Source organism: Enterococcus sp. DIV0703 (genome assembly GCF_051711065.1).
Lineage (GTDB): Bacteria > Bacillota > Bacilli > Lactobacillales > Enterococcaceae > Enterococcus_B > Enterococcus_B hirae.
Genome location: NZ_JBIOLX010000001.1, coordinates 2,215,912 through 2,240,524, shown reverse-complemented (window position 1 = coordinate 2,240,524; position 24,613 = coordinate 2,215,912). Strand labels below are relative to the sequence as shown.

The 24,613-nt window shown below is 39.5% G+C and carries 18 protein-coding genes, 3 tRNA genes and 3 rRNA genes; 19 read left to right on the top strand and 5 right to left on the bottom strand.

The genetic code is table 11. The annotated features are described in order from the left end of the window. Positions 1-952: 952 nt before the first annotated feature. From IGK81_RS10250 to IGK81_RS10235, 4 genes are read left to right on the top strand one after another with little or no spacing between them, the layout of a single operon-like run. A complete protein-coding gene (locus IGK81_RS10250; protein WP_034700573.1) occupies positions 953-2,338 on the top strand; it encodes a bifunctional metallophosphatase/5'-nucleotidase in 1,386 nt (461 codons plus the stop codon). Between the two features lie 36 nt (positions 2,339-2,374). Continuing rightward, positions 2,375-3,034 (top strand): YutD family protein, encoded by a 660-nt coding sequence (locus IGK81_RS10245; RefSeq protein ID WP_010720726.1) that lies wholly within the window; start codon positions 2,375-2,377, stop codon positions 3,032-3,034. A 2-nt stretch (positions 3,035-3,036) separates the two neighbouring features. Then, the gene (locus IGK81_RS10240) at positions 3,037-3,801 is read left to right on the top strand and encodes a TIGR01457 family HAD-type hydrolase (protein ID WP_034700572.1); all 765 of its coding nucleotides are present in this window, start codon (positions 3,037-3,039) and stop codon (positions 3,799-3,801) included. A 1-nt stretch (position 3,802) separates the two neighbouring features. Next, the gene (locus IGK81_RS10235; protein WP_034700571.1) at positions 3,803-4,444 is read left to right on the top strand and encodes a TIGR01906 family membrane protein; all 642 of its coding nucleotides are present in this window, start codon (positions 3,803-3,805) and stop codon (positions 4,442-4,444) included. Positions 4,445-5,265: 821 nt separating this feature from the next. On the opposite strand, the gene IGK81_RS10230 is transcribed toward IGK81_RS10235, so the two are convergent. Together IGK81_RS10230 and IGK81_RS10225 are read right to left on the bottom strand one after the other, a co-directional pair. Then, on the bottom strand, positions 5,266-5,775 hold the full coding sequence (locus tag IGK81_RS10230; protein WP_010720723.1) for a phosphatidylglycerophosphatase A family protein: 510 nt from the start codon (positions 5,773-5,775) through the stop codon (positions 5,266-5,268). A 120-nt stretch (positions 5,776-5,895) separates the two neighbouring features. Continuing rightward, positions 5,896-6,894, bottom strand: a complete 999-nt coding sequence (locus tag IGK81_RS10225) for an NAD(P)/FAD-dependent oxidoreductase (protein ID WP_034700569.1) — start codon at positions 6,892-6,894, stop codon at positions 5,896-5,898. Positions 6,895-7,221: 327 nt separating this feature from the next. On the opposite strand from IGK81_RS10225, the gene IGK81_RS10220 reads away from it, so the two are divergent. Next, the gene (locus IGK81_RS10220) at positions 7,222-7,806 is read left to right on the top strand and encodes a peptidylprolyl isomerase (RefSeq protein WP_010720721.1); all 585 of its coding nucleotides are present in this window, start codon (positions 7,222-7,224) and stop codon (positions 7,804-7,806) included. Between the two features lie 142 nt (positions 7,807-7,948). Here the strand turns inward: IGK81_RS10220 and IGK81_RS10215 are convergent, their stop codons facing one another. Then, positions 7,949-9,115: a MalY/PatB family protein gene (locus IGK81_RS10215; RefSeq protein WP_034700567.1), complete on the bottom strand. Its 1,167-nt coding sequence runs from the start codon at positions 9,113-9,115 to the stop codon at positions 7,949-7,951. 91 nt (positions 9,116-9,206) lie between these two features. Here IGK81_RS10215 and IGK81_RS10210 point away from each other — a divergent pair, with 91 nt between their 5' ends. From IGK81_RS10210 to IGK81_RS10180, 7 genes are all read left to right on the top strand, one after another. Beyond that, positions 9,207-9,587: a CvfD/Ygs/GSP13 family RNA-binding post-transcriptional regulator gene (locus tag IGK81_RS10210; protein WP_010720719.1), complete on the top strand. Its 381-nt coding sequence runs from the start codon at positions 9,207-9,209 to the stop codon at positions 9,585-9,587. A 73-nt stretch (positions 9,588-9,660) separates the two neighbouring features. Beyond that, a complete protein-coding gene (locus tag IGK81_RS10205; RefSeq protein WP_010720718.1) occupies positions 9,661-10,023 on the top strand; it encodes a hypothetical protein in 363 nt (120 codons plus the stop codon). Between the two features lie 691 nt (positions 10,024-10,714). Beyond that, positions 10,715-12,274: ribosomal RNA gene (locus tag IGK81_RS10200) — 16S ribosomal RNA — on the top strand. A 232-nt stretch (positions 12,275-12,506) separates the two neighbouring features. After that, a 23S ribosomal RNA gene (locus IGK81_RS10195) occupies positions 12,507-15,420 on the top strand. A gap of 93 nt (positions 15,421-15,513) precedes the next feature. After that, positions 15,514-15,629, top strand: a 5S ribosomal RNA gene (gene rrf, locus IGK81_RS10190). Together the 16S, 23S and 5S rRNA genes with 1 tRNA gene alongside form the textbook arrangement of a ribosomal RNA operon. A 66-nt stretch (positions 15,630-15,695) precedes the next feature. Next, positions 15,696-15,769, top strand: a tRNA-Asn gene (locus tag IGK81_RS10185). A gap of 250 nt (positions 15,770-16,019) precedes the next feature. Next, complete coding sequence (locus tag IGK81_RS10180; RefSeq protein ID WP_034698924.1) at positions 16,020-16,370, top strand: iron-sulfur cluster biosynthesis family protein; 351 nt, start codon at positions 16,020-16,022, stop codon at positions 16,368-16,370. Between the two features lie 459 nt (positions 16,371-16,829). On the opposite strand, the gene IGK81_RS10175 is transcribed toward IGK81_RS10180, so the two are convergent. After that, a tRNA-Thr gene (locus IGK81_RS10175) sits at positions 16,830-16,902 on the bottom strand. A gap of 206 nt (positions 16,903-17,108) precedes the next feature. Here IGK81_RS10175 and IGK81_RS10170 point away from each other — a divergent pair. The 4 genes from IGK81_RS10170 to IGK81_RS10155 all read left to right on the top strand — a co-directional run bounded on the left by IGK81_RS10170 (position 17,109) and on the right by IGK81_RS10155 (position 20,565). Then, positions 17,109-17,182, top strand: a tRNA-Asn gene (locus IGK81_RS10170). Between the two features lie 185 nt (positions 17,183-17,367). Further along, a complete protein-coding gene (locus tag IGK81_RS10165; protein WP_010718740.1) occupies positions 17,368-18,696 on the top strand; it encodes an aminopeptidase C in 1,329 nt (442 codons plus the stop codon). A gap of 282 nt (positions 18,697-18,978) precedes the next feature. Continuing rightward, on the top strand, positions 18,979-19,812 hold the full coding sequence (locus IGK81_RS10160; RefSeq protein ID WP_010718739.1) for a fructosamine kinase family protein: 834 nt from the start codon (positions 18,979-18,981) through the stop codon (positions 19,810-19,812). Positions 19,813-19,827: 15 nt separating this feature from the next. Further along, complete coding sequence (locus IGK81_RS10155; protein WP_034698929.1) at positions 19,828-20,565, top strand: acyl-ACP thioesterase domain-containing protein; 738 nt, start codon at positions 19,828-19,830, stop codon at positions 20,563-20,565. Positions 20,566-21,180: 615 nt separating this feature from the next. On the opposite strand, the gene IGK81_RS10150 is transcribed toward IGK81_RS10155, so the two are convergent. Then, positions 21,181-22,149 carry an asparaginase gene (locus tag IGK81_RS10150; RefSeq protein WP_034698932.1) on the bottom strand — a complete coding sequence of 323 codons (969 nt, stop codon included), beginning with the start codon at positions 22,147-22,149 and terminating at the stop codon, positions 21,181-21,183. A 155-nt stretch (positions 22,150-22,304) separates the two neighbouring features. On the opposite strand from IGK81_RS10150, the gene IGK81_RS10145 reads away from it, so the two are divergent. From IGK81_RS10145 to IGK81_RS10135, 3 genes are all read left to right on the top strand, one after another. Beyond that, positions 22,305-23,138 carry a DUF72 domain-containing protein gene (locus tag IGK81_RS10145; RefSeq protein ID WP_034698934.1) on the top strand — a complete coding sequence of 278 codons (834 nt, stop codon included), beginning with the start codon at positions 22,305-22,307 and terminating at the stop codon, positions 23,136-23,138. Between the two features lie 14 nt (positions 23,139-23,152). After that, positions 23,153-23,992 (top strand): Cof-type HAD-IIB family hydrolase, encoded by an 840-nt coding sequence (locus IGK81_RS10140; protein WP_034698936.1) that lies wholly within the window; start codon positions 23,153-23,155, stop codon positions 23,990-23,992. Between the two features lie 64 nt (positions 23,993-24,056). After that, a complete protein-coding gene (locus tag IGK81_RS10135; protein ID WP_034698938.1) occupies positions 24,057-24,587 on the top strand; it encodes a haloacid dehalogenase in 531 nt (176 codons plus the stop codon). Positions 24,588-24,613 lie beyond the last annotated feature (26 nt).

Sequence of the window (24,613 nt, the reverse complement as noted above, 5' to 3'; positions counted from 1 at the left end):
TTATTCACCAGGGGTAAATAATGGGGGAAGTTTTTCTACCAATGTTCACTATGGGTTACGTGTGTTGGGCGGAAGTTGGTTAGGAGAAATTACCAATTTCAATGATGTCGATTCCAACGGTTTTTCAGGATTGCCAAATAATCAACATGACATGCTTTATATCAAAGTAGATGCGGGAACGATTCGTTATCGAGTCCATACGGTAAAAAGTGGTTGGTTAGATTGGGTCAGCAAAGGTGATCCAAATGATATGGTCAATGGATGTGCAGGAAATCCTGGTGAAGCCATCGATGGTGTGCAACTTTACTATACAACACCTACAGGTAAGACATTATCGCAAGCCTACTACCGTTCCCAAACGACTGCCCGAGCTGGTTGGCTAGGAGTATGTTGTGATGATGGCACCTCTATTGCTGGCTACGATGGCTGGGCAGGAATGTTTGGCGAACCATTGGATCGTCTACAAATCAGCATAGCTGCATCTAATCAATTTTTTGATTAAAAAAACTTTAATTAGTTGTCTGAAAAGAGAAAAATGAGAAACTGATTGCTACTTGATTACTACTTGATTATTACTGAAGAAGTAGTGATAGAAGAGTTAGTTTTAAGAAATAAGCCGAAGAATTCCGACATTCGTCCTGCGTATATTGGAAATTCTACGGCTTATTTCTGTCGATTTGATTGAACGTTGGTTGACGAATAAATGGGCAATACCGATAGAATTATATCTATTGATCATGTTTTGCTGTAACGTATTTTTTCATCACTTTTCTACCCCGAATCGCTAGCTAGAGATAGACTGATTATTAGCTTGATCCGATATTATCCACAAGGCTAACGTTTAGAATGGAGTCTATTCACAGCGGAGGAATTTGATTTTCTTTAAAATCTTTCAAAGTGAACAAAGAAAAAGCCTATGGTATGATAAAGAAAAGTGAGGCGAAAGAATAAGATGGAAAAAATAGTTCTATTACATACGAATGATTTACACTCGCATCTAGAAAACTGGCCTAAAATCAGAAGGTTTATTGAGCAAAAAAAGCGTGAAAACGAAAAAAAAGAAAATACCACGACCATCACTGTTGATTTAGGTGACTTTGTTGATCGCTGGCACCCGCTATCAGAAGCAACCGATGGACAAGCAAATGTTGAACTAATGAATAACGTAGGCTATGATGCTGTGACGATAGGTAATAATGAAGGCGTGGGAAATGCCAAGGATCAATTGAATCATCTTTATGATCAGGCAAACTTTGATATTTTATTGGATAATTTGTTTGATAAACATCTGTTGCAACCGCCGGAATGGGCAAAAAAGTACAAGATCATTGAAACTCCTCAACAGACTAAAATCGGCTTACTGGCTTTGACGGCTCCTTTTCCCTTAACATATAGTCCAAATGGTTGGGATATCAGAAACCCTTATGATATTTTGCCTGAATTGGTGGAAGAACTAAGACCAAAAGTAGACATCTTGGTATTGATGAGCCATCTAGGTATCCAAGACGATCGTCAGATTGCCCAAGAACTTCCGTCAATCGATGTAATCTTAGGCTCACATACGCATCATTTGCTGATTGATGGTCAAATCGTTAATGGTGTTCAGCTTGCAGCAGCGGGAAAATATGGACAATACGTTGGAGAGGTTCACCTCACCGTTGATGAGCATAAAAACATCATCCAAAAATCAGCTCGGGCTATCCCAACAGAAACGATGACGACGTTTATTGAAGATGAGCAGGAAAGCCATGATTATTTAACTAAAGGGCACGAACTATTAGCGGCAAAAAAAGTAGCCAAGTTACCTTATGATTTATCAGTAGATATTTTTTCGGAACATTCTTTTATCTATGAGGCGTTAGAAGCAGTCAAGTATCGTGGGCAAACACAAGGCGCAATGCTAAATAGTGGGTTGTTTTTAACTGGATTACCAGCAGGGCTGATCAATCAGGATCAACTGCATACGGCATTGCCTCATCCAATGCATTTACTGAATGTCACACTTAAAGGAAGTGATTTGATTCGATTGGTATTAGAAATCGAAAAAAATCGTGCCTTTTTACGCAATTACCCAATCAGAGGTATGGGATTTCGGGGAAAAATTTTTGGACAAGTAGTTTATAGTGGGATCTCTTATGATGCAGTGAATCATCAAGTTCACTGGCTGAATCAGCCGATAGATAACGAGCGTCGATATACATTTACAACAGTGGATCATTTTATGTTTGTACCTTTCTTTCCAACGATTGAGATTGCTGGTGAAAATGAATTTTTATTTCCGGAATTTATTCGTAGCGTAGTAGGGGAATACTTAAATGCTCACTATCCAATAAAATAAAAACAAGGTATAATAGGAACGATAGGTGGTGAAAGCATGTCGGCAAAACAAAAAGAGCAACACGCCGTTGAAGCTAAAACAAAAGAAAAACAGACAGCGAAAAATGTCGAGGACCATACGGTGACAGAAGAAATCACCGCCGTGTTAGAAGAAATTATCGAAGAACCCAAACCGGAGAAAGTAAAGGGAGAAATCATTACTTTCATCGATGAGAAGAATTTTTTGATTGGCGAACAGCACTATCGCCTAGTAAAGGATCATCGAGAGGGGTTCAATCCAGAAAAACTTGGCGAAAGATATAGTGAAGTCTTGTCGCGTTATGACTATATCGTTGGTGATTGGGGCTATGAACAATTAAGATTAAAAGGATTTTTCCGAGTAGATAACAGACGTGCTCATCCCGACCAACGAATTGATGCTTTGGAAGATTATTTGTATGAGTATTGTAATTTTGGTTGCGCTTATTTTGTGATTGAACAAATCGGAGGTAAGAAGGAAAAAAATACTCCTCGCCGAAGAAAAAAGAAAAATCAAAACCAACATCGTGCGTACATTGATGAGAAAAAAGGACCCGTTTCTTCAAATCACAAAAAACCGGTCATCAAAAAAAGAAAAACAGAACAAAAAAAGACTGAAAAAACATCAACTAAACCAAAAGCCAACACTAATTTTACGATAAGACAAAGGGAAGAGTAAAGATGGATTATAAAGGATATTTGATTGATTTAGATGGAACGATTTATCGGGGGACTGAACCTATACCTGCTGGGAAACGTTTTGTGGAGGCTCTTCAGGCAAAAAAACAGCCTTTTCTGTTTGTTACGAATAACACCACAAAAAGTCCACAGGCAGTAGCCAATCGCTTGGCAGATGAATTTGATATACACGTTAGCCCAGAAACTGTTTATACAGCTTCTTTAGCAACGATCGATTTTATGCACGCTGCCGGGAAAGGAAACACGTTTTATGCCATAGGTGAAGCTGGTTTGATCGATTTGATTTTAGAAGCAGGGTTTGTCTGGAACGAAGAAAATCCCGATTATGTAGTAGTCGGTCTAGATAATTATCTGACGTATGAAAAAGTAGTCAAAGCGACTCTTGCGATCCAAAAAGGGGCAACATTTATTGGAACAAATCCAGATAAAAATATTCCAACTGAGCGTGGGTTGTTGCCAGGTGCAGGATCGGTTATTTCGTTTGTGGAGACAGCTACGCAGACGCCGCCGATTTATATTGGCAAACCAGAAGCGATCATTATGGATAAGGCGGTAGAAAAATTAGGTTTAACGAAAGCAGATGTCATCATGGTTGGAGACAACTATGAAACAGACATCCAAGCAGGGATTCGAAATGGGATTGATACGTTGTTGGTGCTCTCAGGATTTACGAAAGCTGAGGATGTACCTTTATTACCGGTACCTGCTACACACGTTCTCTGTTCGTTAGATGAGTGGAGTTTCTAGAATGAGAAAAACAAAATGGGTGTGGGGAGAATATGCTGGTTTGGTTTGTCTATTCTTCATGCTGATCAGTCTGGCGATCGCGATAACAATCAATTTTCGCTTTCTCTATGAACTAGACATCAAATATCTGAACATATTGGATCATACTACGCTTGATCAAGAAACTTTATTGAAAAATTTTGATCAATTAATGGCTTATTTAAATAATCCTTTTCAGAAGGAATTAAGTCTGCAAAATTTTCCTATTTCTGCAAGTGGAGCACATCATTTTTATGAAGTCAAAAAACTTTTTTTACTTAACTATTTTGTGCTGCTGTTGACGTTGATACCTAGTATCTACTATCTCTTTTATCTGAAACGTCATAAGCGTTTTTGGCGTTTAGTTCAACCGTTTAAGATTGGAATGCTCGTACCGATTGTTTTTGGCTTTTTTATGTTGGTAGGATTTGATCGCTTTTTTATCTTGTTCCATGAAACATTTTTTAACAACGACGATTGGCTGTTTGATCCGACAACCGATCCAATCATTAACGTCTTACCAGAACAATTTTTTATGCATAGTTTTATTTTATTTTTTATTTTAATTGAACTCTTTTTTGCTTTTTTTGTGATCATTGGAAAAAGAGAGCTAAAAAGAAGTTAAAATCAAACATAGAATAGAACAAATCATAATGCCTATTTTGTTTCAATAGAATAAAAAAAGCCCGAGACAAGGAGATTGTCTCGGGTTTTTGCTTTAAACGGTGTTCAAAGAGCTGTCCTTCGGTATTAAGTCAAAAAATCTCAAAACATGAAAAGCTGTTTCGAGATTTTCGTCCTTAATACTCAGGACAAAACGCTCTTTTCACAACCTCTTTCTCTAAACGGTGTTCAAACATCAGCTCCTTGAAATAAGCCTGAATTTTTCAAAATATGAGAAGCTATTTTAAAAAATTCTTTCTTATTGTCATCGGAGCTATACGATGTTTTCACAACCTCTGATTCACGGTGTTCAAAGAGCTGTCCTTCGGTATTAAGTCAAAAAATCTCAAAACATGAAAAGCTGTTTCGAGATTTTCGTCCTTAATACTCAGGACAAAACGCTCTTTTCACAACCTCTTTCTCTAAACGGTGTTCAAACATCAGCTCCTTGAAATAAGCCTGAATTTTTCAAAATATGAGAAGCTATTTTAAAAAATTCTTTCTTATTGTCATCGGAGCTATGCGATGTTTTCACAACCTCTGATTCACGGTGTTCAAACATCAGCTCCTTGAAATAAGCCTGAATTTTTCAAAATATGAGAAGCTATTTTAAAAAATTCTTTCTTATTGTCATCGGAGCTATACGATGTTTTCACAACCTCTGATTCACGGTGTTCAAGAAGCAACTCCTCAGCAATAAGCGATGATTTTCTAAAATATGAGAAGCTATTTTAAAAAATCCTCTCTTATTCGCTCGGAGCTGATCGCTTCTTTCACAACCTCTTATTGAGTCAAACGACTGCGTTTTTCTGGCTCTTGGTGAGCAAGACGACTGGCAGCAGAGGCAGCGATTGCACCCACGATGTCATCCAAGAAAGTATGCACATTTTTTCCGTCATGGCTATTTAATTTTTGTAAAATACCAGGCTTTACTTTATCGATATAGCCATAATTAGTGAAACCGATTGTCCCATAGACATTTACAATTGATAAGGCTAGTATTTCATCGATCCCATACAGTCCTTCATCATCTTCAATGATATGTTGGAGCGGTGACATCAACTTATTTTCTTCTGCTAAAATATCTAATTGAACCCCAGTTATGATCGCGTTATGGACTTCACGTTTGGTTAAGACAGCGTGAACACTTTGGATACAATCTGCTAAAGTAAGATCAGTAATGTAATCTTTTTGTAAAAACATCACTAGCTCAGCAATGTCTTCAAGGGTTACTCCACGCTCATTGAGCAATTCACGTGCTTTTTCTTCTAGCGTTTCAGTTTTGATAACCATTTTCTTCCTCCTTTTGCTTCTGTGAATCAACTATATTGTTAGCCTACCAAATAAAAAAGCAAGAAACAAATGTTGTCTCCTCTGCTTTGGACAAAATGGTCAAAAATCATACAAGCTATCCTATTTAGGAGGAACTTTTTTATCGTATAAACTGGTACTGTGTCCAGGTTGTGTGCGTTCTTTAGGGTTAATAAAGTGTAACGCATTATTGACAGCTGTAGGTGCTTCGCCAAATCCAGTAGCGATCAATTTTACTTTTCCTTTGTAAGAACAGATATCGCCAGCAGCATAAACGCCTGGTATCGAGGTTGACATATCTGAGTTTACTGAAATTGCATTTCTGGTACTTTCAAGTCCCCATGTTGAAAGATGTTCTAGATTTGAGGTGAACCCATAATTAACAATCAATGAATCAATCAGTAACTCAATTGTTTCCTCGCTTTTTACCCGTTTTAAGCGAACAGCAGTCAATTCCCCATTTTCTCCAGATAATTCATCAATGAGATAGGGAGTTAAAAGATTGACTGATGAAGCTTTCAATAAGTTTACACTATGCTCATGAGCTCTAAATTCTGGCCGGCGATGGATAAGATAAACTTCACTCGCAATCGGTTCTAGCATCAACGCCCAATCAATTGCTGAATCACCACCACCTGCAATTGCTACTTTTTTACCAGCATATTTCATTAAATCGTTCACAAAATAATCGAGACCGTGATGCTCATAAGTTGTTGCTTCTGGTACATTTAATTTTCTAGGTTGAAAAGAACCGCTTCCTAAAGTCAAAATGACTGCTTTTGAATAGTGGATTCCTTTAGTAGTTGTGATCTCAATTATTTCATCTTCTTTAGTAATAGAAAGAACTTCCTCATTCAAATGAAAAGAGTGATTGAATGTGGTTAACTGTTTTTCCAGATTTGCTACTAAGTCACTGGCTTTCACGGCGGGGTAGCCGGGAATATCATAAATATATTTTTCTGGGTAAAGCGTTGCTAATTGCCCACCTAGTTGAGGTAAACTGTCAATGATCTTAGTTTTTGCTTGACGCATACCTGCGTAAAACGCTGCAAACATCCCTACTGGTCCTGCACCGATAATTGTAATATCATAGATTTCCATAGAAAACTTCCTCCTCATACCCACACTATAGCAGAATTTAATTGAGAATACTTCTCAAACAAATGATTTATTTCTAATTCTTAAGGAGGTTGGGGCAGAAGCGAAAACGATCTCTCGTGAAATCTACTGGTTCACATATTTAAAAATACTCGTGGATTATTTTTTAAGTCAGAGAAACGCAGAAAAGTATCTATCATTTGATAAAAAGTATATAATCATTTTTACATAAGGATGAGTCTTTTTGTTTTCTTAAGTTTCATGTAACAGCGAATAGAGAGAATATGTTATTATTACCAATGAAGGAATAATTTTTAGGAGGAAAAAGATATGGTATTCCCACAATTAAGCTTAGAAAATGAAAAAGGACCAAAGGCAGTAATAAAAACAAACCGTGGTGACATTACGGTCCAATTATTCCCAGAATTAGCGCCTAAAACAGTTAAAAATTTTATTGAACTTGCTAAAAAAGGATATTACGACGGAGTAATTTTCCACCGTGTCATCCCTGATTTTATGATTCAAGGTGGCGATCCAACTGGTACAGGTATGGGTGGCGAAAGCATCTATGGTGAAAGTTTTGAAGATGAATTTAGTCGTGAGTTGTTCAACTTACGTGGGGCGTTATCGATGGCTAACTCTGGACCAAATACAAACGGTAGCCAGTTCTTTATCGTGAATAATGAAAATGTACCAGCGAATATGCTAGATCAATTAGAAGGTGCAGGCTTCCCGGCTGAAATCATCGAAGCATACAAAGGTGGTGGGACACCTTGGCTAGATTTCCGTCATACTGTATTTGGTCATGTGATTGATGGCATGACTACCGTAGATGAAATTGCTAACGTACAACGTGGTCCACAAGATCGTCCAGTACATGATGTAGTGATCGAGAAAGTTGAAGTATCAGAATAATCACTCGCAATAGTAAGGCATCTTAATTACTAACTAAGCACAAAATAAACCAACTGGTTTCAATCATTGACCCAGTTGGTTTATTTTATTTCTAATTAGAATAGAACCTCGTTTAAAAGTCGTCAAAAATGCTTTTGTTTTTTTATGTGAAGGCTTTTTTTATCCGCATCAATCCATCTAGTAGTGTTTCTTCCGGACAAGCTAAATTCAATCGCATATGAGCATGACCGGCAGGACCAAATGAGATGCCAGGATTTAAAACAACTTTTCCTTTGGTAATCAATGTTTGTTCTAGCAACTCGTCATTCGCTTCATAAGCAGAAAAATCTAACCACATCAAATACGTTCCTTCAATCGTCATCACACCTAGTTGAGGTAAATGTTTTTCAAAAAAAGAAGTGGCAGTGGCCGCGTTTTTTTCTATATAAGGAAGCAGTTGACTAAGCCATTCTCTACCCGTTTCGTAAGCAGCTTGTGTACCGATTAGACCAAAAGTATTTATATCTTGTTGCTGATTCATTAGTAACCGCTGTTCAAATTGTTCTTTTAATTTAGGATTTTTTATAAACACCATTGAGTTTTTAATCGCTGCTAAATTAAAGGTCTTGGTTGCCGAAGTAAACGTGATTAAAGACTGACTTAGTGTTTCATCAATCGTTAACATCGAGTTAAAATGGTTCGTTGAAAAAACTAAGTCTTGATGAATTTCATCACTAAAAAGCAGCACTTTGTGTTTCAAACATAGTTCGCTTAGTTGTGATAATTCTTCTTTAGTCCAAACACGCCCCCCTGGATTGTGGGGATTACAAAGGATTACCACTTTTACTTGTTGTTCAACGATCTTTTTTTCCATATCTTGAAAGTCCATCATGAATTTATTGTTTTGTTCAATTAATTGACTCCGTATAAGCTGACGGTGATTACTCTCGACGATTGCAGAAAAAGGTGGGTAAACGGGGTCATGGATCAGCACACTGTCACCTGGTTCAGTAAAAGTTTGAATTGCAACAGCTAAACTAGATAAAACACCGCTAGTAAAGACAATGTGTTCTTTTGTTAAAGATACCTGATGCTGTTGTTTTTCCCAATTGATGACTGCGTGATATAATTTTTCTGAAACGGTAGAGTAACCAAAAAGACCTTGAGAAACATAATTTTCAAAAGCTTTTTTTACTCCAGCAGGTGATAAAAAATCCATGTCTGCAACCCATAAAGGCAATAAGTCGTCTCTTTGATAGGTTTCTTTAATTGAATCCCATTTTACGCTATCGGTATGTCTTCTTGAAACTTTCTTGTCAAATTCACTCATCTAAAGGACCCCTTTTTCTATTGAGTATTTTCAAAACTTCTTTTTTTAAATCATTTACAGTATAATGATAAATGCAAAGAGAGGGAAGTACATGACATATAAAATTGGACAAATAATTAAAGGAAAAATAACTGGAATACAGCCTTATGGTGCATTTGTGTCTTTAGACGAGGAAACACAAGGCTTGATTCACGTATCAGAAGTACAATCAGGTTACACGAAAAGTATTCACACATTGTTAAAAGTTGGTCAACCAGTAACTGTTCAAATCATTGATATTGATGAATATTCAAAAAAAATTAGTTTGTCGTTACGTACGTTGGAGAAGAAGAGCCCTGTTATTCCTTATCGAAGGAAAAGATACTTTACGAATAAAAATAAAAAGATCGGGTTTGCCACGATTGCGGAACAACTACCAAAATGGGTGGACGAAGCACTAGAAGAACTAGAACAGAAAGAAAATAAGAAATAAAAAGTGTATTTTTTCTGAAAATGTGCTAGAATTTTTATGTAAACCACAGAACAAGTTGATCGAGGTGGAAATTTTGGCAAGCAAAAAAGTAGCTGGTACAATCATGTTGCATTTGGAGGATGGATCAAAAAAATTTTTAGTCCATTCAATTGATGACAAGCTGGAGTTTGCATTAGCAGAGCTTTCAGAAGAAAAGACGGGGTTAGCAAACATACTTAGCTTTTTAAAAGAAATCGTTCATATTGATGTTAGCAAAATTAATTTGATGGAGTTGACCAATACACATATTAATCACGAAAATGTTCCATTGTTTGTTTTTGAAACTGAGCAAAAAAGTCAAAGTGAAGACTTAGGTAAAGGCTATCTTTGGGAAGACCCAGATCAAATGCGCTCTGTCCTTGGCACTTACGAAGTGGAAGGAGTTCCTTTCTTTTAATGTAGAATTAGACACCAAAAGAAACTTGAAAAAAAATTCAAGTTTCTTTTTTTATGGTAACCGACCCTCCTTAAAGGATGAAACGTTCAGTTTATCATGGATTATATTCGATAATGCAAACTTTTTTATGCTTCTTTTGAAGTAAAAGCGAATGATGATCTTTTGCTTGAATATTTTTTTGAAAAATTAAGTGAAAATGCTTGTTGACGTACCTTGGTTTACGTGATAAATTTATTAACGTTGATTTAAGAAACAGCGTAATGAAACTTTCTAAAAAAATAGCAGAAAAGTTCTTGACGTTTCTAAAAACACATGATAAGATAACTAAGTCGTTAAAAAACGACAGCTTACGAAGCTTGATTCTATCGAAAAAAACTTCAAAAAAGTTGTTGACAAATAACAAACGACGAGTTATGATAAATGAGTTGCTGAAACACTTCTAAAAAATGAAGTCGAAAAAAACTTTTAAAAAAGAGTTGACAAACAAACGTCACTCTGATATGATATAAAAGTTGCTACGGCAATCTCAACTGATTAGCTTTTAATCAAGTAGACCTTTGAAAACTGAACAAAGCAAAGACAAACCAAATGTGTAGGGCGTCTTGATTGATTCAAGACAACAAACATTTTTAACAAGCAAGCAATATGCTAGCAAACAATTGAGCTTAACAATCGCAAGATTGTTCGAACTTTTTATGAGAGTTTGATCCTGGCTCAGGACGAACGCTGGCGGCGTGCCTAATACATGCAAGTCGAACGCTTCTTTTTCCACCGGAGCTTGCTCCACCGGAAAAAGAGGAGTGGCGAACGGGTGAGTAACACGTGGGTAACCTGCCCATCAGAAGGGGATAACACTTGGAAACAGGTGCTAATACCGTATAACAATCGAAACCGCATGGTTTTGATTTGAAAGGCGCTTTCGGGTGTCGCTGATGGATGGACCCGCGGTGCATTAGCTAGTTGGTGAGGTAACGGCTCACCAAGGCGACGATGCATAGCCGACCTGAGAGGGTGATCGGCCACATTGGGACTGAGACACGGCCCAAACTCCTACGGGAGGCAGCAGTAGGGAATCTTCGGCAATGGACGAAAGTCTGACCGAGCAACGCCGCGTGAGTGAAGAAGGTTTTCGGATCGTAAAACTCTGTTGTTAGAGAAGAACAAGGATGAGAGTAACTGTTCATCCCTTGACGGTATCTAACCAGAAAGCCACGGCTAACTACGTGCCAGCAGCCGCGGTAATACGTAGGTGGCAAGCGTTGTCCGGATTTATTGGGCGTAAAGCGAGCGCAGGCGGTTTCTTAAGTCTGATGTGAAAGCCCCCGGCTCAACCGGGGAGGGTCATTGGAAACTGGGAGACTTGAGTGCAGAAGAGGAGAGTGGAATTCCATGTGTAGCGGTGAAATGCGTAGATATATGGAGGAACACCAGTGGCGAAGGCGGCTCTCTGGTCTGTAACTGACGCTGAGGCTCGAAAGCGTGGGGAGCAAACAGGATTAGATACCCTGGTAGTCCACGCCGTAAACGATGAGTGCTAAGTGTTGGAGGGTTTCCGCCCTTCAGTGCTGCAGCTAACGCATTAAGCACTCCGCCTGGGGAGTACGACCGCAAGGTTGAAACTCAAAGGAATTGACGGGGGCCCGCACAAGCGGTGGAGCATGTGGTTTAATTCGAAGCAACGCGAAGAACCTTACCAGGTCTTGACATCCTTTGACCACTCTAGAGATAGAGCTTCCCCTTCGGGGGCAAAGTGACAGGTGGTGCATGGTTGTCGTCAGCTCGTGTCGTGAGATGTTGGGTTAAGTCCCGCAACGAGCGCAACCCTTATTGTTAGTTGCCATCATTTAGTTGGGCACTCTAGCAAGACTGCCGGTGACAAACCGGAGGAAGGTGGGGATGACGTCAAATCATCATGCCCCTTATGACCTGGGCTACACACGTGCTACAATGGGAAGTACAACGAGTCGCAAAGTCGCGAGGCTAAGCTAATCTCTTAAAGCTTCTCTCAGTTCGGATTGTAGGCTGCAACTCGCCTACATGAAGCCGGAATCGCTAGTAATCGCGGATCAGCACGCCGCGGTGAATACGTTCCCGGGCCTTGTACACACCGCCCGTCACACCACGAGAGTTTGTAACACCCGAAGTCGGTGAGGTAACCTTTTGGAGCCAGCCGCCTAAGGTGGGATAGATGATTGGGGTGAAGTCGTAACAAGGTAGCCGTATCGGAAGGTGCGGCTGGATCACCTCCTTTCTAAGGAATATTACGGAGACTACACTGTTTGTTTTTCACTTTGTTCAGTTTTGAGAGGTTTACTCTCAAAGATATATTTTTGTTCATTGAAAACTGGATATTTGAAGTAAATTAGTAATACAAACCGAGAACACCGCGTTGAATGAGTTTTTTAATAAGTTCAATTGCTTATTTTCTTGATCGGACTTCTATCGCTAGAAGAAAGATCAAAACCCAACCGTAAGGTTGATAAGGTTAAGTGAATAAGGGCGCACGGTGGATGCCTTGGCACTAGGAGCCGATGAAGGACGGGACTAACACCGATATGCTTTGGGGAGCTGTACGTAAGCTATGATCCAGAGATTTCCGAATGGGGGAACCCAACATCTTTTATAGGATGTTACGTTTGCGTGAATACATAGCGCATTCGAGGTAGACGCAGAGAACTGAAACATCTAAGTACCTGCAGGAAGAGAAAGAAAATTCGATTCCCTGAGTAGCGGCGAGCGAAACGGGAAAAGCCCAAACCAATGAGCTTGCTCATTGGGGTTGTAGGACTCCAATATGGTAGTTCTTTCAGATAGTCGAATGACTTGGAAAAGTCAGTCAAAGAGGGTAAAAACCCCGTAGATGAAATTTGGAAGGCACCTAGGAGGATCCTGAGTACGGCGGAACACGAGGAATTCCGTCGGAATCCGGGAGGACCATCTCCCAAGGCTAAATACTCCCTAGTGACCGATAGTGAACCAGTACCGTGAGGGAAAGGTGAAAAGCACCCCGGAAGGGGAGTGAAATAGAACCTGAAACCGTGTGCCTACAACAAGTCAAAGCCCGTTAATGGGTGATGGCGTGCCTTTTGTAGAATGAACCGGCGAGTTACGATTGCATGCGAGGTTAAGTTGAAGAGACGGAGCCGCAGCGAAAGCGAGTCTGAATAGGGCGTTTGAGTATGTAGTCGTAGACCCGAAACCATGTGATCTACCCATGTCCAGGTTGAAGGTGCGGTAAAACGCACTGGAGGACCGAACCCACGTACGTTGAAAAGTGCGGGGATGAGGTGTGGGTAGCGGAGAAATTCCAAACGAACTTGGAGATAGCTGGTTCTCTCCGAAATAGCTTTAGGGCTAGCCTCGGAATTGAGAATGATGGAGGTAGAGCACTGTTTGGACTAGGGGCCCATCTCGGGTTACCGAATTCAGATAAACTCCGAATGCCATTCATTCATATCCGGGAGTCAGACTGTGAGTGATAAGATCCATAGTCGAAAGGGAAACAGCCCAGACCACCAGCTAAGGTCCCAAAATATATGTTAAGTGGAAAAGGATGTGGGGTTGCACAGACAACTAGGATGTTGGCTTAGAAGCAGCCACCATTTAAAGAGTGCGTAATAGCTCACTAGTCGAGTGACCCTGCGCCGAAAATGTACCGGGGCTAAACATATTACCGAAGCTGTGGAGTACACCTTTAGGTGTATTGGTAGGAGAGCGTTCTAAGGGCGTTGAAGGCAGATCGTGAGGACTGCTGGAGCGCTTAGAAGTGAGAATGCCGGTATGAGTAGCGAAAGACAGGTGAGAATCCTGTCCACCGAATGACTAAGGTTTCCTGGGGAAGGCTCGTCCGCCCAGGGTTAGTCGGGACCTAAGCCGAGGCCGACAGGCGTAGGCGATGGACAACAGGTTGATATTCCTGTACTCGTTGTTTTTGTTTGAGCAATGGAGGGACGCAGGAGGCTAAGGAATGCAGACGATTGGAAATGTCTGTCTAAGCAGTAAGTCTTGATAGGAGTCAAATGCTTCTATCTGTACGGATAAGCTGTGATGGGGAGGGAAATAATAGTACCGAAGTTCCTGATGTCACACTGCCGAGAAAAGCTTCTAGTGAGAAAACAACGACCCGTACCGCAAACCGACACAGGTAGTCGAGGAGAGAATCCTAAGGTGAGCGAGAGAACTCTCGTTAAGGAACTCGGCAAAATGACCCCGTAACTTCGGGAGAAGGGGTGCTGATCTAAGATCAGCCGCAGTGAATAGGCCCAAGCGACTGTTTATCAAAAACACAGGTCTCTGCAAAATCGTAAGATGAAGTATAGGGGCTGACGCCTGCCCGGTGCTGGAAGGTTAAGAGGAGTGCTTAGCGTATGCGAAGGTACGAATTGAAGCCCCAATAAACGGCGGCCGTAACTATAACGGTCCTAAGGTAGCGAAATTCCTTGTCGGGTAAGTTCCGACCCGCACGAAAGGCGTAACGATTTGGGCACTGTCTCAACGAGAGACTCGGTGAAATTTTAGTACCTGTGAAGATGCAGGTTACCCGCGACAGGACGGAAAGACCCCATGGAGCTTTACTGTAGTTTGATATTGAGTGTCTGTACCGCATGTACAGGATAGGTAGGAGCCGTAGAAATCGGAACGCTAGTTTCGATGGAGGCGCTGGTGGGATACTACCCCTGCGTTATGGCCACTCTAACCCGCACCACTGATCGTGGTGGGAGACAGTGTCAGATGGGCAGTTTGACTGGGGCGGTCGCCTCCTAAAAGGTAACGGAGGCGCCCAAAGGTTCCCTCAGAATGGTTGGAAATCATTCGAAGAGTGTAAAGGCAGAAGGGAGCTTGACTGCGAGACCAACAAGTCGAGCAGGGACGAAAGTCGGGCTTAGTGATCCGGTGGTTCCGCATGGAAGGGCCATCGCTCAACGGATAAAAGCTACCCTGGGGATAACAGGCTTATCTCCCCCAAGAGTCCACATCGACGGGGAGGTTTGGCACCTCGATGTCGGCTCGTCGCATCCTGGGGCTGTAGTCGGTCCCAAGGGTTGGGCTGTTCGCCCATTAAAGCGGCACGCGAGCTGGGTTCAGAACGTCGTGAGACAGTTCGGTCCCTATCCGTCGCGGGCGTTGGAAATTTGAGAGGAGCTGTCCTTAGTACGAGAGGACCGGGATGGACTTACCGCTGGTGTACCAGTTGTTCTGCCAAGGGCATTGCTGGGTAGCTATGTAGGGAAGGGATAAACGCTGAAAGCATCTAAGTGTGAAGCCCACCTCAAGATGAGATTTCCCATTTCTTTAAGAAAGTAAGATCCCTGAGAGATGATCAGGTAGATAGGTCAGGAGTGGAAGTACAGTGATGTATGGAGCGGACTGATACTAATCGATCGAGGACTTAACCACATTGGTAAAGAAAAAAACTCGGTAGAGTTTACGAAATACTTCAAATCCAGTTTTGAGTGAGCAAAAGCAAACTCAATAATGATAACACCACAGTGTGGTGGCGATAGCGAGAAGGATACACCTGTAACCATGCCGAACACAGAAGTTAAGCTTCTTAGCGCCGATTGTAGTGAGGGGTTGCCCCTTGTGAGAGTAGGACGTCGCCACGCGGTTTATATAAACCCCCATAAGATTATCTTATGTGTGTGTTCGTTGTAAAAAACGAACAAGGTGATTCCGGCATAGCTCAGTTGGTAGTAGCGCATGACTGTTAATCATGATGTCGTAGGTTCGAGTCCTACTGCCGGAGTATTTAGACACGATAGAATTTCTATCGTGTTTTTTTTGTCTGTATATATTTTGGGCACAGTATAAGACTAGTTAATTTATCAGTGCGATTGAACAATAGGTTTTTCTTAATGGATGCGATTAGTCTGGTATTTCAAAAGATAACTTTTAACAAAAGGAATAGTTTAGGCGGGAACTGAGCAGATGGTTCGCTTCATAGAAAGAAACGTGCTAGCATCGTAAGGTAATGAGAGTTGGAGGTGGAAGGTAATATGTATTTAAAAATCACTGAAAAAGCGCAGGAAAGATTAGAAAAGTATATCCAAGAAGGTGCCACCATCATTCTTGACCTAGATGATGGTGTGGGTAAGTATTCTAAGATGGGTGTGTGTTCGTTAGATACGAGCTTCCGTCTATTGTTATTAGCTAGCAAACAAGAGAAAACAGACTATCCAATGAAGATTGACAGTGATATGGGAGCCATTTATATCAAAGACTATTCAAAAATGTACATGGATGAAACGATGACGTTAACTTTAGACCCCCGTTTAAATAGTTTTAAACTTGAATCCCCTAGTGGAACTTTGGATAACCAAGTCCCTCTAGTTGATTTACGCCCTTAAAGACATGCAGTTGTGACAGCAGCGTTTAGCACTGAGAAATAAGCTGGAGAATCCAAAAATAGTTCTTCTTATTTTTTGGATTCTCCAGCTTATTTTCGATACTACTTGGAACATCGTAGATCAGAGGATGTGAAAAGAGCGTTTTGATCTGAGCGCTCACTAAGTAGAAACTGCGATGAGTAATTGCAGGGCCAATAAGGATGGGGATCTTGAAACAGCTTCTCATATTATGAAAAATTCAGGCTTATTGCAAGGAGTGGTTGATTGAACACTGTTTACTCGTTATTAGAGTAAACGTAAGATTTATATCTAAGGCTCTAGTCCTTTACGTTTATTTACAACTAGCTATTCATTACAGCTTAGTTTTATTAGCTATAAAATCATATAGTATTTAAAAAAATGAAGATAAAAAAACAACGTAACCTTATTGTTAAAACAACAGGTTACGTTATCTAAGTAAGCCACTTGCCGGGCTTGAACCGGCGACCTCTTCCTTACCATGGAAGCGCTCTACCAACTGAGCTAAAGCGGCATGATTTCTTAATACAAGTAATAGAATAACGAAAATAATCAATTTTGTCAATATCTAAAACAAAAAAAATTGGTTTCATAGGATGAACATTCTAAATTGTATAAATAACAAATTTTGGGCAGTGATTTTTGTGAAAAAACAAAAAAATATGTAAAAAAAGTATTGCGTTATTTAAGATAAATTGATATTATATACATGTACTTGATTCCGGCATAGCTCAGTTGGTAGTAGCGCATGACTGTTAATCATGATGTCGTAGGTTCGAGTCCTACTGCCGGAGTACTTCAACCACAGCTTAGAGGCTGTGGTTTTTTTGTTATTCTCAAAAACTTTTGAGAATAACAAAAAAGGGTTGTCGTGAGGGGGATTCAGTCGATTTGTTGTAACGATTAAAAGTGAGTCGTTGTATTTCAAACCACTTAAGGGTAGAATTAAAGATATATTTTTGATTGGAAGGATGATTGGATGAAAGCTATTACACCTGAAATGACGAAAAAATTTGCAAAAGGTTTTGAAGAAAACAACAAACAACAAGCTCTACAAAGAGCGGTAGTAAAAAATGGGATCACCGCTTCTGCTGAAAATGTGGCTGCCCATGTGTCTAATACACCGGTTTTTTCAATTGATTTATCAACGGGAAAGGTTTCAAATCAGAAACAATCTGGTCGTTGCTGGATGTTTGCAGCATTAAATACTTTCCGACATAAATTGCTCAATCAATTCCATTTGAAAGAATTTGAATTATCACAAAACTATACATTTTTCTGGGACAAATATGAAAAAGCTAATTATTTTTATGAAAATATTATCGCAACAGGGAATGATGCCTTAGATAGCCGAAAAGTAGCCTTTTTATTAACAACCCCACAACAAGATGGCGGACAATGGGATATGATCGTTTCCCTCTTCCAGAAATATGGTGTAGTTCCTAAATCTGTTATGCCAGAAAGTGCAAATAGTTCAAATTCACGAGATTTAAATAATTACTTGAATAAATTGTTGCGTAAAGATGCGACGGTCTTACGTGAAATGATTGCCGGTGGTGAAACTGCTGAAGCGATTCAAGCAAAAAAAGAGGAAATGCTAGAAGGAATCTATCAATTTTTAGCCATCTCCTTAGGAACACCACCAAAAGAATTTGATTTTGAATACCGTGACGAAGAAAACAATTATCATATTGACCAACAGCTTACACCTCAACTCTTTTATGATAAATATATTGGTGTAAAACTAGATGATTACGTTAGCATCATCAATGCACCGACAAAAGACAAACCTTTTGATCGTTCTTACACTGTAGAAATGTTAGGTAATGTGGTTGGCGGGAAAGAAGTTCGTTACTTGAACGTAGATATGTCAACGTTTAAACAGTTGGCTATTGCCCAACTGGAACAAGGAGAGTCCGTTTGGTTTGGTTGTGATGTTGGACAATCTTCAACTAGAGATAGTGGGGTCATGGCACTGGATGTTTACGACATGGATGACTTATTCGATGTAGATTTTACGATGACTAAAGCACAACGTTTAGATTATGGTGAAAGCTTAATGACCCACGCGATGGTATTGACGGGAGTCGATCTTGTTGATGGGAAATCAACGAAATGGAAAGTCGAAAATAGCTGGGGAGAAAAAGTTGGCAATAAAGGATTTTTTGTAATGAGTGACGATTGGATGAACGAATACACGTATCAAATCGTTGTTCGCAAAGATTTGTTGTCGAAAGAGCAACTCCAAGCCTTCAATGAAGAACCAATCGTTTTAGCTCCTTGGGATCCAATGGGCGCATTGGCTTAAAAAACTGATTCTACTCAAAGTATGAAGAAAATAGACGAATTGGTGTCTCAGATTACTGAAAAAGAAAGTAAATAAGGGATTGAAAGAAAGACGAGGTTAGTCTTCGAAATTAGTAGGGTTACTAATTTTGAAAGAAGCCTCTCTTTTTTTGTCTATAAATATGAGCAACGGACTTTTACTGTTGAACAAAGAGTTACTAGACTTATTTTCTTTGTTTTAGATTCTCTGTGATATAATGATAGCTAACAAATAGGTTGGAAAAGCATGTAAGGAGGAGTAGAGATGAATATTCAGTCGGTGTTAGCAGAAATCCAATTAGAAGGCAAAGTGATACCTATCACTGGTGGGGACGTTAATCAAACGTATCGAATTGAAGAGCAAAATAAATCATATTTCTTAAAGCTTCATCCTAATATTGGAAAGTCTTTTTTTGAAGCGGAAGTGGATGGGTTAAAAGAACTAGCTCCCTACGTTCGAGTACCTGAAACTTACATGCTGGGCGAACAAAAAGATGGTGCCTATCTTTTGATGGAATGGATCGAACCTGGCAAAGGAGATCAAAAAGATCTAGCCGTTTCTTTGGCGAAATTGCATAAGGTAACCGCTCCTCAATTTGGGTATCGAAAGGATAACTATTTAGGGACCGTTCCGCAATTCAATCACGTGGAAGAAGATTGGTGGCTTTTCTTCTTCAAAAATCGTCTAGAAAGTCAAATTGCTTTGGCACAAAAAAACAACCATTGGAATCAAAACCGCCAAGAAACATTTATTTCTTTTAAGCAATACGTGTTAGAAAACTTTAGTGATAAAAAGATTGTCCCTAGCCTCTTGCATGGCGACTTGTGGAGTGGTAATGTGTTCTTTGATCAGCAAGGAGAACCAGTCTTCGTTGATCCAGCCGTTTCTTACGGTGATCGTGAGCAGGACATAGCTATGAGCCAGCTATTTGGTGGGTTTCGTCCAGAGTTTTTACAAAGTTATCAAATGGTCTATCCTTTGGAAAAAAATTGGGAAAAACGATTGCCGATTTACCAGTTATATTATTTGTTAGCCCATCTAAATATGTTTGGGGAAAGTTATGGTTCACAAGTGGATCAATTATTAGCGAAAAGATAAGAGGAGGGTGTTTTTTTGGCAAAGAGATATACAAAAAAACATGAAGTTTCATATTATGAATGTGACATTAATCAGACCATGACATTTCCATCAATGTTAGGAATCGTGATCAAGACATCGGAAGATCAAAGTGATGCGCTTGATCGTGGCAGTAAATTTGTCAATAGTTTTGGACTGACTTGGGTCATTACCAATTATTCAATGACAATCACTCGTTTGCCTAAAGTAGGAGAGACGATTTCTATAACAACACAAGCCATGGAGTACAATAAATTCTTTTGTTATCGTAATTTTTGGATTCATGATGAAGAAGGTACAGAACTGGTAAAAATAGAATCAGTTTTTGTATTAATGGATTTTGTGAATCGGAAAATGAGTAGCGTCAATGAAGAAATTATTGCACCGTTTGAAAGCGAAAAAATCAAAAAAATCAAACGGCAAGAAAAAATAGAAAAGATCGAATCGGGCACGATGTTACCTTATCGCGTGCGTTTCTATGATATCGATAGTAACCAACATGTGAACAATGCCATGTATTTCAACTGGATTATTGATGTCTTAGGCTATGATTTCTTGACGACACATGTACCAGAAAAAGTTTTGATCCGTTTTGACAAAGAAGTGGAATATGGAAATGAAATTGAAAGTCATTATGAACAAGTAGAGATGGAACATGGTGTGAAAACAAGACATGAAATCAGAATGCAAGAACAACTCTATTGTGAAGCAAATATCACTTGGAAAAATAAATAAACTGCTAATAGCAAACGATGTTCCAATCGGAAAGAGGTTGTCGCAGAAGTGTCTAGCTCTGGGAAATAAGCAGGAACAACAAGGGAAAAAAGGGACTGAGACAAAAGTTGTCTCAGTCTCTTCTAGTATCTCTAAAAACGGATAAACGGTGTTCAAAGAGCTGACCTTCGGCGATAAGTCAAAAAATCTCAAAACATGGGAAGCTGTTTCGAGATTTCCATCCTTAACGCTCAGGTCAAAACACTCTTTTCACGACCTCTTGTTCACGGTGAGACAAAAGTAGCATCTTCGGAAATAAGCCGAAATTTACCAAAAATTTGAGAAGCAATTTTCGGAAATTCCTTCTTATTTCTTGATGCTGAACACTTTTGTCTCAACCTCTTTTTTGATTGATTGCCGAAGTGCTGAATAATAAAGAATTCTTTAGTTGTTCATACTTTTGGACATTCTAACATGGAAATAAGACTTTTGGATATCCAGTAATAGGTAAGGATCGATAACCTTCCATGATTGAAAAAAGAATGCGCAAAATTGGTTCAATTGCTAAACGAACTCTGGATTTTTTTAGAACGGAATTTTAATGTCAGGAATTTTCGTATGTGATTTAGCTATAACTTATTGAGTAATAAACGAAATCAATGATTGATCTTTTAACCCGTGATTCAAGGCAATCAGTAGTTTGATGCGAGCTTTTTGGCTATTGATGCTATTACAAAAAATAATCCCCATGTTTGCTAATTCTTTTCCGCCACCCTCGTAGTCATAAACAGGTTCTGCTATCCCATTAAAACACCGGGAAACTAAGACCACTGGGATTTTTTGTACTAATAATTTTTTCAAAGCTGTTACAGCTTGTGGTGGTAAATTGCCAGCTCCTAAAGCTTCGATCACTAGGCCATCTACTTTGGTATGGGCGATAGCTTCTAATAGATCACCTTGCATCCCCGCATAAGCCTTAACGATTGGGATCGTACCATTGACTGAAGTGATATCTAAGCGTGTAGTTTCTAGTAATTCTTGCATAAATAAGATCCGATGTTTTGTTACTAGACCAATTGGACCTAATGTGGGTGTACGAAAAGTGGCAACATTTGTCGTGTGGGTTTTGGTCACGTAACGCGCGGAGTGGATCTCATCGTTCATTACGACCAATACACCTTTTCCATTTGCTTCCTTACAACTAGCGACTCGAATAGCACTCTCGAAATTGTACAGCCCATCGCTCCCTAATTCGTTGCTGGATCGCATAGCGCCAGTTAGTACGATCGGCAGTTTATCTCCAATCGTCGTGTCTAAGAAAAAGGCGGTTTCTTCTAACGTATCTGTTCCATGAGTGATTACAACACCGTCAAACCCCAAATGATAGGCTTCATTAATCCGTTTTTTTAAAATTAACATATGTTTAGGCATGATATGAGGTGAAGGAAGATTAAAGATATCTTCTATTACTAAATCAACATCTTCTGGAATTTCAATTTCAGCATCTAGCAAAGGATTCACAACATCAGGACTCACTCCACCAGTTAAAAGATTTTCTCTCATGGCAATCGTTCCGCCAGTGTGTAAAATTAGAATTTTTTTCATTTTTTTTCGGACTTCCTTACATATAATTTTGCATAGGCTTTAACGCTTATTGTATACTATATGAAAGAGTTTTGCTATCCGCGGCATTGAGCAATGAGTAGTAAATCTCACTATACATAGTTGATTTTTGGATGGAAAAGCAAAGGTGGCTTGAAATGATACGAATCGGATTAACCTCATTTAAAGAACATGATAAATTGACTGGAAAAAAGAATAACACACTTTATGAGTATGCTAGATATTTGCCATTAGTGGAGCTTGATACAGCTTACTATGGAATCCCAAGACGAACTTCGGTAGAAAAATGGGTGCAAGAGGTTCCAAATGATTTTCGTTTTGTTGTTAAGGCGTATCAAGGGATCAGTGGTCAAGGAGACTGGGAAAAATATTATCAAACAGAAGAAGAAATGATTGCTAAATTTCTGGAAGTAATGAAACCAATGAGTGATGCGAACAAGCTTTTTTGTTTTTTAGTCCAATTTCCAGCTTCCTTTAAATGCACCAAGGAAAGTGTACAATACCTACGTAAGCTTCGAAAATGGTTTGCTGGCTATCCGGTAGCAATCGAACTTCGGGACTTTTCGTGGTACAGTGAGGAATTCGTTGAGCGCACGAGAAGCTTCATGACTCGAGCAGAATTTTCTTTGGCAGTAATTGATGAACCACAGTTGTTAAACACAACAGTTCCTTTTGACCCATTCATCACGAATCCAGACTTTGCTCTTTTCAGGTTTCACGGAAGAAATGCTCAAGGTTGGCAGGCCAATGATAAAGATTGGCGTAAAAAAAGAACTCTTTATCGCTATTCTGAGCAGGAACTGATAGAACTAGCAACTGCTATTGACTCTGTTAGCTCAAAAACGAAAGAGATCGGAATTATCTTTAACAACAATTCTGGTGGAGATGCTGCAGAAAATGCGTTAGCTTTACAAAAAATATTAAAAATAAAACCGGAAGGCTTAAACCCACAACAAATGGATTTATTTTAGAGAGGGAGCGTTGAATGATCAAAGCAATTTTTTTTGATATTGATGGCACATTAGTCAACGACCGTTCAAAAGCACTTGCTTCGACTAAACGTGCGATTAGCTATGCTAGAAAAAATGGGATATTGTGTGGTGTAGCAACTGGGCGGAGTCCAGTTAAAATCAAAGAAGTGATTGATGAATTGGAATTAGATATGTATGTTGTCTATAATGGACAATTGGTATTTACTGCCGAACGAACGATTGTAGATCAACCATTTGATCAAGTCGTTTTAAGTAAGATCGTGGAATATGCTGATAAGAACCATCGCCAGATCATTTTTGGTGGAAGAGATCAACTAGCTGGTTCGACCACGATGCTATTAGGACAGTCGATTTTGATCAAACGTTTAGTTAGTTTATTACCAAAAAAATTTCCCGTTCGATTGATGAAAAAAGGACTGCAAATTTTTAGCCCACATCGACAGAAAAAGCGATATGAGGCACTGGAGATTCTTGATGAGCCAATTTACCAATGTATTTTATTGAGTCAGGAATCAGAACAAGAAAAATTAGAAGAGCGGTTTCCGGAGTGCAGCTTTCAACGGTCCAATGCGTATACCGTTGATATCATTCCAAAAGGTGGTTCAAAGCTTTCAGGAATTGCAGCCTTTGCCAAAGACATGGGGATCGAAATGACCGAGATCATGGCATTTGGTGATCATTATAACGACATTGAGATGCTGGAAGGTGTCGGAATCGGGGTTGCTATGGGGAATGCTCAAAAAGAAGTTAAGCAAGCTGCTGATTATGTGACTGATACCAATGAAAAAGACGGAATTTATCAAGGACTGAAGCATTATGGTTTGATTTACTAAAACAGTTGATAGACTAGACTTCAGTTAAAATGTTAAGAGAAGTAAGAAAAGAAGGTAGAAAAAGATGTCTGAGAAAACACCCTTTCAACAAGTAGAAGAGTTTCATAAAATTTTTGACCCTCGTTCACCTGATGTACCGACTGCATTTTCGAAACAAGCAGCCATTTATCGTGCAGAATTTAAAATCGAAGAATTAGTCGAATTGATTGCGGCCAATTGTCAGGGAGATCAGGAACAATTACACGAAGGAGTAACAGCTCTTCACGAAGCATTAGAGAAAGCAGAACAAAAAATGTTGACTAAAAAAGAATGGGGACAAGCACCTTTGATCGAGCAAGTCGATGCTTTAACCGATCTTTTATATTTTACTTATGGTTCTTTTTCATTATTGGGTGTTGATCCTACGAAGATATTTGAGATCGTTCACCAAGCAAACATGGGGAAATTATTCCCAGATGGTAAACCACATTATCATCCGGTCACGAATAAGGTATTAAAACCTGATAACTGGGAAGAGCAGTGTGCCCCTGAACCTAAGATCGCCAAAGAAATTCAACGGCAAATCGCCCAAGCGACTCGAAAGAAACAGTCTTGAATGGACGAAACAAACCAAAATAAACC